Source organism: Limnospira platensis NIES-39 (assembly GCF_026000695.1).
In the GTDB taxonomy this organism is placed as follows: domain Bacteria; phylum Cyanobacteriota; class Cyanobacteriia; order Cyanobacteriales; family Microcoleaceae; genus Limnospira; species Limnospira platensis.
This window is the reverse complement of record NZ_AP026945.1, coordinates 4,468,089-4,482,714: the sequence shown is the minus strand read 5'-3', so window position 1 is coordinate 4,482,714 and position 14,626 is coordinate 4,468,089. Positions and strand designations below refer to the sequence as shown.

6 protein-coding genes, 1 other RNA gene and 3 pseudogenes are annotated in these 14,626 nt (G+C 45.3%); 7 read left to right on the top strand and 3 right to left on the bottom strand.

Features of this window, described 5'->3' with window-relative positions:
• Nucleotides 1–241 precede the first annotated feature (241 nt).
• Nucleotides 242–4,666, bottom strand: a complete 4,425-nt coding sequence (locus tag N39L_RS21960; RefSeq protein WP_014276370.1) for a Calx-beta domain-containing protein — start codon at nt 4,664–4,666, stop codon at nt 242–244.
• Between the two features lie 465 nt (nt 4,667–5,131).
• Here N39L_RS21960 and N39L_RS21955 point away from each other — a divergent pair, with 465 nt between their 5' ends.
• Complete coding sequence (locus tag N39L_RS21955) at nt 5,132–5,326, top strand: hypothetical protein (RefSeq protein WP_006616052.1); 195 nt, start codon at nt 5,132–5,134, stop codon at nt 5,324–5,326.
• A gap of 85 nt (nt 5,327–5,411) precedes the next feature.
• On the opposite strand, the gene ssrS is transcribed toward N39L_RS21955, so the two are convergent.
• Nucleotides 5,412–5,596, bottom strand: a non-coding RNA gene (ssrS, locus tag N39L_RS21950) — 6S RNA.
• Nucleotides 5,597–5,818: 222 nt separating this feature from the next.
• Nucleotides 5,819–7,087: pseudogene (locus tag N39L_RS21945) on the bottom strand (ISNCY-like element ISAtsp9 family transposase).
• A gap of 995 nt (nt 7,088–8,082) precedes the next feature.
• Between N39L_RS21945 and ltrA the strand changes: the two are divergent.
• The 6 genes and pseudogenes from ltrA to N39L_RS21915 all read left to right on the top strand — a co-directional run bounded on the left by ltrA (nt 8,083) and on the right by N39L_RS21915 (nt 14,442).
• A pseudogene (gene ltrA, locus N39L_RS21940) lies at nt 8,083–9,847 on the top strand (group II intron reverse transcriptase/maturase).
• Between the two features lie 295 nt (nt 9,848–10,142).
• Nucleotides 10,143–11,144, top strand: coding sequence for a pentapeptide repeat-containing protein (locus N39L_RS21935; protein ID WP_043468503.1), 1,002 nt, complete (start codon nt 10,143–10,145; stop codon nt 11,142–11,144).
• A 1,486-nt stretch (nt 11,145–12,630) separates the two neighbouring features.
• Entirely contained in the window at nt 12,631–12,855 is a 225-nt protein-coding gene (locus N39L_RS21930; protein ID WP_014276364.1) for a reverse transcriptase N-terminal domain-containing protein, read from the top strand.
• Nucleotides 12,856–12,876: 21 nt separating this feature from the next.
• Nucleotides 12,877–13,099: pseudogene (locus N39L_RS21925) on the top strand (HNH endonuclease).
• Entirely contained in the window at nt 13,059–13,289 is a 231-nt protein-coding gene (locus N39L_RS21920; RefSeq protein WP_014276363.1) for a reverse transcriptase domain-containing protein, read from the top strand. The pseudogene N39L_RS21925 and the gene N39L_RS21920 overlap by 41 nt, the downstream one beginning before the upstream one ends.
• Nucleotides 13,279–14,442, top strand: a complete 1,164-nt coding sequence (locus tag N39L_RS21915) for a group II intron reverse transcriptase (protein WP_014276362.1) — start codon at nt 13,279–13,281, stop codon at nt 14,440–14,442. The genes N39L_RS21920 and N39L_RS21915 overlap by 11 nt, the downstream gene beginning before the upstream one ends.
• Nucleotides 14,443–14,626: the final 184 nt, after the last annotated feature.

Sequence of the window (14,626 nt, the reverse complement as noted above, 5' to 3'; positions counted from 1 at the left end):
AGCCTTTCCCAGCAGTAGGGGCGACAATTGTTCGCCCCTACAATTGTTTATTAATCATCCGGTGAATCTGTGACGTTCAATTTTTCATTATATATGCGCCCACATTTTCCCATGATAATATTGTAGGTCAAGTCTGCTCAGATGTCAATAGTAAATCTGGTAATTCACCACAGATAAGAGTGAGGGGAATAGGGAATCATTTATCCATGACGGACTATCCCTATATCCCCAGTTTTTCTAGTTAAAATTCCGACTCAAAAGCCCCGATATCAATGGTATCGTTGACAATGCGAGGGAATCCGGGGCCCCGGCTGTCGAACTCTCCGGGATTAACAAAACCATCAGCAAAGGTATTATTTCCGGCATTAATTGCTGGTGAATTTTCCAAAAGAGCAATAGTTGGGATGAGTCCCCCATGATCAGCCAGGGGAGAGATGAGAGCATCCACTGGGTCATCTGCGGTGCCGATTATATCGCCATTTACGCCATCAGTGAAGCCAGAGGCATTAGTGCCATCTCCAATCAAATTACCCCCACCACTGTTAAAGGCAAATTCAGGAGCCGCCGCCGCATCAGGACCGAAAGGAGCGGTATTATTAGTAATCAGAGTATTTTGGAGACTAGCACTACCGCCAATGTTGCGGACACCGCCACCACTGGCGATCGCCGTATTATCAACAATGGTACTGTTGGTTAAAGTCAGATCAGCAACAGAGTTAAAAATCCCGCCGCCGACTTCAGCCGAGTTATTAGCAATAGTGCTGTTGGTAATCTTAACCTCCCCATCAATAATAATGATGCCACCACCATTAACAGCCTGATTATTAGCAATAGTGGAATCGATAATATTCAGAATCCCCGAATTAGCGATCGCCCCCCCATTATTAGCTGCATTTTCTTCAATCAGACTACCGATAATAGTAACATTCGCATCAGTAGAGACAATAGTGATTGCCCCGCCGCGACTACCAGAAGTAGTGCTTACAGAAACATCTAGGTTAGTACCAGCAGCCAAACCATTAGCCAACCTTAACCCATCAAAAGTAATCGTCCCCGTATTGACCCTAAATAGGCGAAACTCATCAGTCAAGTCCGGATCACGCTGAATCGTCAAATTATTGGCTCCCGGACCCTGAAAATAAATATCTCCATTGAGAGTTGGTAATGCACCCACCAGGTTAATTGTTCCCGATTCTGCCTCATCAAGAAAAGTAATTCTTTGTGTGCCACCCAAATTCACAGCATTGATAACCGCCTGGCGCAAAGACCCTTCAATACTGTCAAAATAGGCTTCTTCCGTGGTCTCAAGGCTATCAGTTAACCGCCTTACCCCGGTACCATTAGCTAGAATCGTTAACGTCCCCTGATTATCATTAGGGTCAACAATATAAAAATCAGATTCTACCAAGCGGAAAGTCAAAGACTCATCAGCCTCCGCATGGTCATCATCAAGCGGCACCAACTCTAGTTCAATCCGAGTTTCACCATCAGGAATCGTCACCTCTGCCGTTTCCCCATCTGTGGGAATCACCTCGTCACCAATTTCGAGCTGATAATCTTCCAAAGAAATCCGATTTCCCTCCAGATCCAAAGATATCTCAAGATCCCCAAAATTATCAGGTTCACGACTAATCCTCAAGACTGCATTACTAGATGGAAGAATAGCCGGAGGATCTTGTTCCCAATCCAGACTAGACTGCACAGCATCGGGAGTAAGCACCTGTAGGGAAACTGTGGCGATATCATCATCGAGAATCGTCAAAACCGTACTAGGATTGATAGTGCCAGCCTGACCTAGGATTTGCTCCTCTCCGTCCACAATCGCCACAAAATTATCATCTAAGTCTAGTTGCAGTGTTCGGTCAGGCTGCACCAGGGTATTACCCAGAATTTCAATAGGAACCCGGGCTTGTGTTTCTCCCTCAGCAAACTGAATTGGTATCACACTACCAACAAAGTCATCTCCTTCAGTGGCTGTAATTCCAGTTAAAACCACATCCACAGAAGAGGGAGAACTTATATCCCCGGACCGCAACAATTCCACCACCATGGTGGTATTTCGCTCATCCCCCTCTTCCACCTGATATTCAGACTGACCAAAATCATAAGTTGGGGGCGAATCATTATCGAGAATCAATAAAGTCGCTGTAGGATGAGTTACACCCGCGCGTCCCCTCGGTTCAAAATCCTCAAAAGATAAGATAATCGACTCGGTAGGTTCAGCTATTTCGTCATCAACAATTTCCAGGGGAACCCTAGCGACTTCTTGACCCGGCGCAAACTCCAGGCGCACCTCAGTCTCAACAAGATCAACTCCCGGCGTAGCTGGATTTTCTGGACCAGGTTCAAGAACCACAGTTACAGATGATGCATTGCTGGTATTACCACCACGCACCACCACCACAGCCTCAGTTACGCCATCATCTTCTGAGACCTCAAAAATACTGCGACTGAAATCATAGGTGGGAATATTATCATCATCGATAATAATTAATTCAGCCGTAGGGTTCTCCTCGCCGACGAGTTCCCCTTCTACTGGAACCAAACTTAACTCCAGATTTCGATTAGGTTGAGTCACCAAATTACCAAAAATGGTGATGGGAACAGTTTGGGAAATCTGATCAGGTCGGAAATTAATAGTTATCTCCTCTTGCTCAAAATCTGTTCCCGGAACAGCAGTAATACCGGCTAACTCAACGGTGACTGAAGATGCTTCCCTAATTCTGCCAATTCTTTCAATAGTCACAACTTCTGTGACGTTGGTATCGGAACCCTCCAGGGTGGTGAACAAACTCTGACTGAACTGATAGCTAAATGGTCCGTCATCATCCAAAATCACTAGGGTAGCCTCGGGGTTCAGCCGGCCTGGTTGTCCCCCCTCAATTTCCCCGGCTGTACTCTCAATAAAGAAGTTGGTAAAGGATAAATTGGCGGTTCTGGTGGGGTCTGGTTCGGTATTGGGAATTAGTTCAATTTGAACGGTGGCGCTGGTTTGTCCCGCGTCGAACATGACTGGGGTGGGATCGGGAGTGGCGACAAAATCTCGACCAGGTTCAGCAGTAATGGGTGTAATTGCCACATCGACTCGTGAGGGTGCCTCGGTGGCGAAAGAACGCTCAATGGTGACTTCCACAAATTCAGGATTATTAGGATCATCCCCCTCAACACCTATAAAACGACTGTCGCTGAAGTCATATAAAGGGGGACTGGGGGGTGGGTCATCATCTATAATAGTGCCAGTGGCTGTATTCACTCCGATTTCGGCGATATACAAAAATCCTGATTCGTCTAAAACCACTTCTATGGTTCTGTTTACCTGAAAAATATCATTAGCAATGGGGGTAGCCGAGAATTGGGTGGTAGTAGCGTTTTGGTCAAATATTGCGGTTCCGCGATCGCCATCAAATCTAGCAGCACCGCTAACTGTGTAGTCTTCCCCTAAAATAGCCGTCCCACCTACGGAAAAATCTACCGCCAAAGGCACTCCCACAGAATCTGGGGTGCGGGTTAATGTATAAACTAAACTGTTGCCACTATCTTCTTCCACGGCTTCCGGTTCAATAGTGAGGCTCACCTGAGAAGTTGATGGAAGATTTAGCACCGGTAACTCTGGAATAGGTGTAGGGGTAAGTCCTGGGGGCGGAGGCGGTACTGGTGCGGGTTCATCATCTTGGATGTTAATGATAAACTCATTCCTTTGGCCAATACTGGCTCCTCCAGAGGGATCGGCTAGGGTTAAGGTAACTGGTCTCCCTCCGTCAGGGATATCGTTATCGACTATAGAAACGGTGAATTCTTTGAAGGTTTCAAAGGGTTCAAAAATTACGGGAATTTCTGCAATCACGTCAGCGGTGCTATCACCAGCTACTACTAGAGTTGCTCCTACTCTATCAAGAGGAGATCCGGTTCTGGTGATGGGGATTTGCAATAATGACTGATTTTCGTCAGCGTTGACGCTATCTTCCCAAAATTCCAAGACTGAGGTAATGCTGGTGATGGATTTGGTAAAGTTGCCACTGTTGAGAATGGTGCTGTCTGTGGCTTCTAGTAGCACTAATCTCTCTCTGGTTTGGCGATCGCGAATTAGGGTATCATTCCCCTGCTGTGCAATTTCTAGATCCGCAAATTCCAGACCATTAGCCAAACCAATTAGGTCAAACCCGGGTCTAAAGTCTGTAATTACATCAGTCTGACCGCCATTGAACCCTACACCAATTACAAATAAATCTGACCCCGCGCCCCCGGTTAAGCTGTTAAAACCACTACCTGTATAGAGAATATCATTACCGCGATCGCCAAATAAAAGATCATCTCCCTCCCCCCCTATGAGAGTGTCAGATCCTTGACCGCCATAAATAGTATCGTTTCCTGACCCCCCAACTATAGAGTCATCCCCCGAATTACCCAGGATGAAATTGTTTCCTTCCCCCCCATAGATAACATCATCCCCTAACTCACCGAATAGGGTGTCGTTACCTGGTCCGCCAAACAGATAATCATCTCCCTGTCCACCAAATAGCAAGTTATTACCCTCACCTGCGAACAGGGTATCATTGCCTTGGAACCCCAAAAGGGTATCATCCCCTTCCAAACCTTGAATTTCATCATCTTCCGAGGTTCCCAAGAGCAAATCCGATTCTGAAGTGCCAATAATAATGTTTACCATGTTAACGATACCTTACCTTTAGAAGTCCTTTTTGCTGACTTGATCAAGCCAGCCCCAATATACATTGGCCCATGAAATGATCCATAATCCACATAATCCCGGATTAAACTAAGCAACCTAGCCATCCTATGCTGCTTTTGCCTTGAGGGTCTCTTGAATTGATTTAAGTTTACCCATAATTTTTTGAATATCAACAATACCAGGGCTTTTGGTTTCCATCTTTCGAGGGGAAGTCCCCAGACTTAGCGGTGGGTAACTTCAGATCCTCTGGTAGTGATCATCCGGCATTAGGGTAGATGGGCACAGGGACACAGGGGCGGTTAATGTAAAGGTTTTTCACACAAGACCACCCTAAAGATTAAATATCATTACAAAGTTAGTCAAGTTTGTACATAAGCATGATAGTGTCTATGAGTGATTCCGAACACCTTAGATTGAGAGACGAGAAACACTTTGAATTTAGATATGGATAGATACCCAACTTGTTCCCTTCGTCAAGATGTTAGCGAGTATGTGGCTGACCTCCAGCTACACATGACACTACAGGCTCGCAACCTAATCCCAACTTTAACTAAAACCAAGGAAAATGACAGTCGGGAGGAGATGCTTCAGCAAACTCAGGCTTATTTTGAAAAGATAGCTTCTCGTCAGGCTAGTTAACAGCACAAAGTTTACACTTAAACAAAGGCAGCCCGAACTCGTAGAGTTATCCACTCTCGAATTCGGGCATTTTTAATTATTGAACAGCCCAACCGCAACGCCGTCTTACCTCAGTTTTTGACCTGGACGAGCCAGGTGGGCACCACTGCCGAGCTTCAAGTTTCCGGGTACAATGCCCGGTATACTGCCACTCGATTCTAAGGGGTTCCCTTGTTTTTAGAGTTATAGATCAAAAAAACATTTTGGCAGTCACCAACGTCACAGCAGGACCTTGTTGCCATTATAGCGCTTTCTCAAAAATTGTCTAGGGGTTAACAATGGATCATGCAAATCCCTCTCTCTCCCCAGAGGGCTGGCCCGTCAATCTGCTCGCCCCCAGGCCAGCAACTCGCGATCTGGGATGGGGCGCTAGAAGGGAGATAGAGAGGGGGTTCAGCAATTCTCATTTTGGAAATTCAACTGCTATCGGGTGGGATGTCTAACTCGAGACCCTCAAGCATAAAGGTCAGAAGGTGGTCCCAACTGTCGAAGTACAGTCTGGGTAAGCGCGCGCAAATCATTAAAGAAGGTTTGGCGCTTAGGTAAGTGCGCTCGTAGCAACTGGTACTTGTTATCGAGCAACTCCTGCAGGGTGTGGAAGAGCAGCGAGAGGATGTTGATGGTCCGGAGCAAGGAAGAAAGATGCTGCTTGCTATGGCCAAAATTGTGTTCGAGATGGTAGCCCTTGGTCTTGAGAGTGTTGTTGTTCTCATTCTCAACTTTCCAACGAGTCCGCCCGGCCCGAACCACCTCGGCTACATTCTCATCGCTGAGAGGATAATTCGTGGCCAAGGAGTTGTGATAGGTTACCTGGCCATCAGCGGTAGTGACAGTAAGTTCGCACCAGTTAACCAACAGCGCCTCATCGCTATCTTTGAGGGGGACTCCGTTGAGATAGCGGTAGGTATAGGTTTTCTCGACTTTACCAGTCCACTTCTTGGTCGTGAGGGTCGGGAGTTCGATGCCCTCTAGGTGTTCATAGAGGGTAGTATGAGACTCGGGGCGACAGACGACGATGAAGTTAAGTTGCTGCTCTAAAAACTGCTGACACAACGGTTGGTGGCAATAGAGGTCATCCCCTCAAACCGTGACATTCAAAGCCCTCAAGCATTGTTCTTGCCTCGATAGCCAGCGTTTGGCGGCGGCATTCTCACAGTCTTGCTTATCATGACCATCTTGGGGCACGATAAATTCGGGGACTAAGGGAATCACATGATTCTGTCCCGGACAGACGATGACTGGAGTGACAACACTATGGAAGTAATGGGTTTTTCCTGACTTCTGGGTGCGCGTTGAACAGTGGGGACAGTGAATTTGGTCGGAACTGAAGTATTCGGTGCCATCCAACGCGACTAATAGACTGTCCCCTGGGCAACGGAAGTCTTCTAACTGCCCCTGGGCTTCCAAGACTTGTAGGATATCCTCAAACACTGGAAACAGGTGCTCTGGGGACACGGCATCTAATAAGTCCCGAATCTGGTTATCACAGGGAATTCGATGAACTCCAAACAGACTTTGGGCATTGCTCTTGCCTTTACTCCCCTCCATCAGACGTTGATAAGCCAGAAACGACGGAGTTTGAGTAAAAAACACACTAAACGCACTTAAAGCGGCATCCTCCATTCCATAGCGGCGATTTTTACCCCGGCGCTTGTCCGGTAGCGATGACAAGCACTGGCGGAAAGAACCGACTAGAGTCTCAAAGCCACCTGGCTTTTTCAACGGCTCTGGCGCTCCTGGGTTTCTTAGATGTCATTACGATACAGGGATGCTGGGGACTTGAACAGGTTTTCGCCAAAATGAGAATTGCTGGAGGGGGTTGACTTTTGCCCCTGGCTTTGCTATTATATTAAATGATTGATACATTTTTAAACAAGTTAAAAATAAAAAAATTTCAATTATATAAAAGTATGATATCATTAGTTCCGGTGGCTGTCAATCCTTGGGGCGGCTTGGCGTGAACAATTTTTAAAAATTGCTTAAAAAATCAACAAAGACATGTGCGATACGTTCAGGCATTAAATAAGGTTGAAATACCTGAAATAACCGCCTGGCGGGGACTTCAACCCCTTGGTTGAATATAAGGAGCGCACTCCTGACCATCCCTATAACTGTTTATATGTCCCAACATTCGGTATAGAAATATACCAAATAAGGCAGGGAACCCAAGGTCAAAACGAACTAACTCATACAAATTCCTTATAGGAAGCCCAGAAATGGATAAGTAAAAGTTAGGAAATCAGGGTAACGGCGATAGCCACCCCCAGTTTTGGGAATCACAACCCCAGGATTGAAGCGGGGAACGGAAGGCGTGAAGTAGAACCTACTACCATATACGACCACTGCCAACCATCCATGATTAGGGAAACCGAATGTCCGGCTTGAACCACCGTCATGATTAAGCAGCGAAACAGGTTGATACGCTGCGCTCAAAAGGAGTAAGGGGAAAAGTAGGGTTTTATGTTAAACACCTGCACAGACCTTTAAAAGTACCCCGGTGGAGAGGACAAATCTAAAGATGGAATGCCCATATAAACGGAACGTTTTAAGTCCTCCTGGACTCTAACTATCTGGTCGAGGTAGTTAGTAGGGATAAGTGTAACCGCAAGTCCTAGAGGATGTGAGATGTGACCAGAAGCCAACGCCCGACCGTAATGGTAGGGATATGCTGACAGGTCACGGTTTGATTGTAAGAATAGAGTCTAGTAGGAGTCAATATGACGAAATCGAGAGAAAGTAAGGGATTTGGGAAACCAGAACTTACAAAGACGTGCGTTTGTATGGAGAAGTATTAACTGGGCTAAGGTTCAGAGATACGTCTTTAAGCTCCAAAAGAGGATATTTCAAGCAGCTAAATCGGGACAAGATGCAAAAGTAAGAAGGTTGCAACGTCTATTGGTGAAATCATATTATACCAGGCTCCTAGCAGCGCGACGAGTGACCCAAGCGGGTCAAGGCAAGAAAACAGCCGGCGTTGATGGAGTAAGAGCAATCTCTCCAAGACAAAGGTTGGAGCTTGTGGAGAACATAAAGGGAAACAACAAAGCAAAACCACTGCGACGGGTGTGGATTCCAAAACCTGGCAGGGATGAAAAACGCCCACTAGGAATTCCCACAATCCAAGATAGAGCAAGGCAAGCCTTGGTTAAGTCGGCTCTCGAACCTGAATGGGAATCGAGATTTGAGGGCACTAGCTACGGGTTCCGACCCGGACGGTCAGCACAAGATGCAATAAGTAGGATTTACCTGAGTATTAACAAAGGTGAATATTACGTGCTGGATGCTGACATAGCAAAATGCTTTGACCGAATAAACCATGATTATCTACTGTCCAAAATTCATTGTCCAAGCAGCCTAAAAAGAGACCTGAAACAATGGATAAAAGCTGGTGTGCTAGATAACGGTGTATTCGAGGATACAGAAACAGGGACACCTCAAGGAGGGGTAATAAGTCCAATACTCGCCAACATCGCACTGTTGGGAATAGAAAGGCTAGTTAAAGAAATGTATCCAAATCAAGACACAGCCACTCAGGCGAACCTTATAAGATATGCCGATGATTTTGTGGTCATCTCTAAAGACCTAGGAATCATTGAACAGTGCAAAACTGCTATTTCTAAGTGGCTAAAACCTGTAGGACTAGAGATTAAACCTGAAAAGACCCGAATATGTCACACACTCAAACCTATCGAGTATAATGGCAAGTTTGAGGAACCCGGGTTCGATTTTCTAGGATTCAACATCAGGCAATATCCCGTAGGAAAATACAAATCTGGGAAAACAGGTGGGACAGCAAGCCGATTAATCGAACATAAAACCCACATAAAGCCCAGCAACAAAGCAGTTAAAGCCCACACAGAAGTGATTAAAGGTGTAATTAAACAACATAAAACAACACCTCAATCAGCCCTGATTAGTAAACTAAACCCGATTATTCGGGGATGGTCTAATTATTACTCAGCGGTAGTCTCAAGTGAGACCTTTAACAAACTAGACCACATAATCTGGCAAATGTTACGGGCATGGACAGTATCAAGATGCGGAAAGGCAAGTCACGAAAAGCTAAAAAATTATTTCAGACATGGAACGATTAAACTTAGCAATGGGAAAGAAAGACACGAAGATTGGTTGTTCCAAACCAAAGATGGGTTACATCTATTCAAACACAACTGGACTCCAATTGTCAGACATACCCTAATACGCCCTGACGCAACACCATACGACGGAAATTGGACTTACTGGGCAACCAGGAAAGGACAAGCAATCGACACGCCAACTAGGGTAGCAAAACTACTCAAAAAGCAGAAAGGAAAGTGTAGTTGGTGCGGGCAATTCTTTACCCCCACCGACCTAGTTGAGGTAGACCACATTGTACCTAGAAGCCAAGGCGGAAAGGATGAATACAAGAATCTTCAATTATTACATCGCCATTGTCACGATGATAAGACAGCTCTTGATAAAGAAAGGTCGCTGTACTCTTAACAAGGAGACGGTCAAATTAGGAGCCGTATGAGGTGAAAATCTCATGTACGGTTTTGAATGGGAGGGGTAGACCGTGAGGTCTATCTCGACCCCTAATCAGAGGATAAATCAACATTTGTAAACAAAATACACAAATTTTGTCTGGTACAGATAAAATAAATATTAAGAGATTATTAGCAGTAGCTTTTATCGTCAGAGGTGCAGCAAATTAAGACATCTGAATCAGTCGAAACTCAACTAAGCGCTCGCCGGAGGCTGTTTCAGAACTTGTGTGATGAAAAAGGAGATCCTCAACATGAAAGAAACAGAAATCCTAGAGCGATATCTTAGGGGAGAAAGAGATTTTCGTGGACTCGATTTAACCGCAGCCAACTTGATTGGTGCTAAATTAATCGCGGCTAACCTGTCGGGTTCTAATTTAAAAGAAGCATCCTTAGCTCGCGCTTACCTAGAACGATGCTTTATGTTAGAAGCCAACCTGAATGGGGCTTTTTTGTATGGTACTAACCTTAATTATGCGAAACTGCGAGATAGCTGCTTAATTGAAGCTGATTTAACTAAAGCAGACTTGAGCGGCGCGCAACTTCATAAAGCTAACTTAATGGGAGCAAAACTCAGCGGCGCGGTGATGTCTTGGGTGACACTTTATCGCGCTAATTTCCCTGGTGTGAATCTCTGTGGCGCTAATCTTAATGGGATTAATTTGCGATCGGCTAACTTAGAAAAAGCTAACCTAAATTGGGCTAATTTGACGGGAGCGCGACTGAGTGGGGCTAACTTGCGAGGAGCGCAATTAAACGGGGTTAAACTGGAAAAAGCCTTTCTGAATGGCTTAACTTTGGAAGCGATCGACTTTAGTAGTTTAGAACTGAGTGAAATTAAACTCAGTGGCGCTAAAATGGCAGGTGCTAACCTACAGGGGACTAATCTCAAAGATTCGCAAATGCGGTTTATTCGCTTGGATGAAGCCAACCTACAACAGGCTAACCTACAAGGTAGTAATATTCGCGGGGGTCAGTTTATTAAGGCTAATTTGATGAAGGCTGACCTGGAAGAGTGCGACTTGATAAATGCGGATTTGAGCAATACTAACCTTAATTTGGCTAACTTGCGAGGTGCTGACCTCACGGGGGCTAACCTTCGGGGTGCTTACCTTTGGGGTGCTAATTTGGATGGTGCTAACCTTGAAAATGCTGACCTGCGCGATGCTAGTTTCCGCCATGCTACTCTCAATGGCGCTATGCTACAAGATGCTATCCTCACTGGTGCAATTATGCCAGATGGTCGCATTAGATAATCGGACTCCCCCCCTCTCCCAGGGGGGGGTTGCTTTTTGGTTTTACCTGTGCTACCCCGGAAAGGGTGGGGCGGGTTTATTAATATCCGGGTGGGGACGGAAAATTGACAGCCGGAGAGAGGGCGGGTTTATTAACATAGTCGTAGGGATGGAAAATTGACAGCAGAACCCGCCCCTACAATTATCGGGGGTGGGGCGGGTTTATTAACATAGTCGTAGGGATGGAAAATTGACAGCAGAACCCGCCCCTACAATTATTAATCATCACCCTCGTAGGGTGCGTCAGAGGGATAACCTATCGGGTAAACGGCAAATTTTATTCATCTGACGCACCAGGGATATCGTGGTCAAGAAACCCGGTTTTTTCGCACAGGTCAAGAAACCGGGTTTCTGAATTATTAATTATCGGGGGTGGGGCGGGTTTATTAACATAGTCGTAGGGATGGAAAATTGACAGCAGAACCCGCCCCTACAATTATTAATTATCGGGGGTGGGGGGGGTTTATTAACATAGTCGTAGGGATGGAAAATTGACAGCAGAACCCGCCCCTACAATTCTATATAATGGTAATTATACGAAAAACCAAAAAGTTACAAGAGTAACCATTATCTAGGATGGTGTCAAGATTATATCATTAGTTCCGGTGGCTGTGAAGGATTGAGGCGGATTCTGGTGAGCCAATTTTTGAAAATTGATTAAAAAATCAACCTATGATAGTGGTCAGACCTGGAAAAACTGTGCAGGTGATAGTATAACAGAGAGAAAGGTGCGAGACGTTCAGGCATGAAATAGGGATGAGATACCCGAAATAGCTGCCTGGTGGAGATTTCAGCCCCTTGGTTGAATACAAGAGGCTTGCCTCTGACCATCTCCATAACTGTTTATATGTCCCAACGTTTGGTATAGAAATATACAAAACAAGGCAGGGAACCCAAGGTCAAAACGAACTAACTCATACAAATTCCTTATAGGAAGCCCATAAATGGATAAGTAAAGTTAGGAAATTAGGGTAACGGCGATAGCCACCCCCAGTTTTGGGAATCACAACCTCAGGATTGAAGCGGGGAACGGAAGGCTCCGAGGTGTAACCCAACACCAGAACCGAGACCACTGCCAACCATCCATGATTAGGGAAACCGAATGTCCGGCTTGAACCATCGTCACTGTTAAGTAGCGAAATAGGTTGACACGCTGCGATCAAAAGAGCAAGGGGAAGAGTAGGAGGATTCTTTCATTTACCTACACAGACCTTTAAAAGTACCCCGGTGGAGAGGACAAATCTAAAGATGGAATGCCCATATAAACGGAACGTTTTAAGTCCTCCTGGACTCTAACTATCTGGTCGAGGTAGTTAGTAGGGATAAGTGTAACCGCAAGTCCTAGAGGATGTGAGATGTGACCAAAAGCCAACGTCCTGCCGTAATGGCAGGGATATGCTAACAGGTCACGGTTTGATTGTAAGAATAGAGTCTAGTAGGTGTACAAATGGCGATAGCGAGTTCAAAGAAAGGATTTGAGAAATCAAAACCAATCAAGACTACGAACAACGCATGGAAGACAATCCCGTGGACTAAGGTTCAACGGAAAGTATTCAAGCTCCAAAAGAGTATATTTCAAGCAGCTAAATCGGGACAAGATGCAAAAGCCAGAAGGTGGCAACGTCTATTGGTGAAATCATACTATGCCCGGCTCTTAGCAGTGCGGCTGTAGGGGCGGGTTCCACGGTCAGCCATGCTTCCCAACAGTCAGCTTAATAAACCCGCCCCCCCAAGCGGGTCAAGGCAAGAAAACAGCCGGAGTTGATGGAGTAAGAGCAATCTCTTCAAGACAAAGGTTCGAGCTTGTTAAGAACATTAAGGGAAATCTCAAATCAAAACCACTGCGACGGGTGTGGATACCAAAACCTGGCAGGGATGATAAAAGCTGGAATAGGAATACCCACAATCCAAGATAGAGCAAGGCAAGCCTTGGTCAAGTCGGCTCTCGAACCTGAATGGGAATCGAGATTTGAAGGTACAAGCTACGGGTTCCGTCCCGGACGGTCCGCCCATGACGCAATTGGCAGAATTTATACTGCCATAAATCAAGGACAATATTATGTTCTCGATGCCGATATAGCAAAATGCTCTTACCGTGAACCATGATTACCTACTGTCCAAAATTCATTGTCCAAGCCGCCTAAAAAGAGACCTGAAACAATGGCTCAAAGCGGGAGTGCTAGATAAAGGTGTATTTGAGGATACAGAAACAGGGACACCCCAGGGAGGGGTAATAAGTCCAATACTCGCCAACATCGCACTGTTGGGTATGGAAAGGCTAGTTAAAGAAATGTATCCTAATAAAGGAACAGCCACACAAGCCAACCTAATACGATACGCCGATGATTTCGTGGTTATCTCAAAAGACCTAGGAATCATTGAACAGTGCAAAACTGCTATTTCTGAATGGCTAAAGCCTGTTGGATTAGAGATTAAACCTGAAAAAACTCGAATCTGCCATACACTCAAATCTATTGAGTATAATGGCAAAGCAGAGAAACCCGGATTTGATTTCTTAGGTTTCAATATTAGGCAATATCCTGTAGGAAAATATAGAACTGGGAAAATCCAACATGGGAAACCATTAGGACACAAAACACATATAAAACCCAGCCAAAAAGCAGTTGCCCACACAGAAGTGATAAAAGGTGTAATTAAACAATTTAAAACAGCACCTCAATCAGCCCTGATTAACAAACTAAACCCAATTATTAGGGGATGGTCAAACTATTACTCAGCGGTAGTCTCAACAGAGACATTCACCAAACTAGATAAGACAATCTGGCAAATGTTACGGGCATGGACAGTATCAAGATGCGGAAAGGGAAGTCACGAAAAGCTAAGAAATTATTTCAGACATGGAACAATTAAACTTAGCAATGGGAAAGAAAGACACGAAAATTGGATGTTCCAAACCAAAGATGGGTTACATCTATTCAAACACAACTGGACTCCAATTGTCAGACATACCTTAATACGCCCTGACGCAACACTTTATGACGGAAATTGGACCTACTGGGCAAGCAGGAAAGGACGAGCAATCGATACGCCAAATAGGGTAGCAAAACTACTCAAAAAGCAAAAAGGTAGATGTACCTGGTGTGGGCAATTCTTTACCCCATCAGATTTAATTGAAATAGACCACATTGTACCTAGAAGCCAAGGCGGAAAGGATGACTACAAGAATCTTCAATTATTACATCGCCATTGTCACGACGATAAAACAGCTCTTGATGAAGAGATGATGCTGTACTCTTAACAAGGAGACGGTCAAACTAGGAGCCGTATGAGGTGAAAGTCTCAAGTACGGTTTTGAATGGGAGGGGTAGACCGTGAGGTCTATCTCGACCCCTAATCCAGCCGCCTTTGAAGGCTTGCCGTGAGTTGGTCGAAGGGGGCGGAGCTTGAAACCCATAATTTGGGGTAAGTGATGAGTAGGGTTG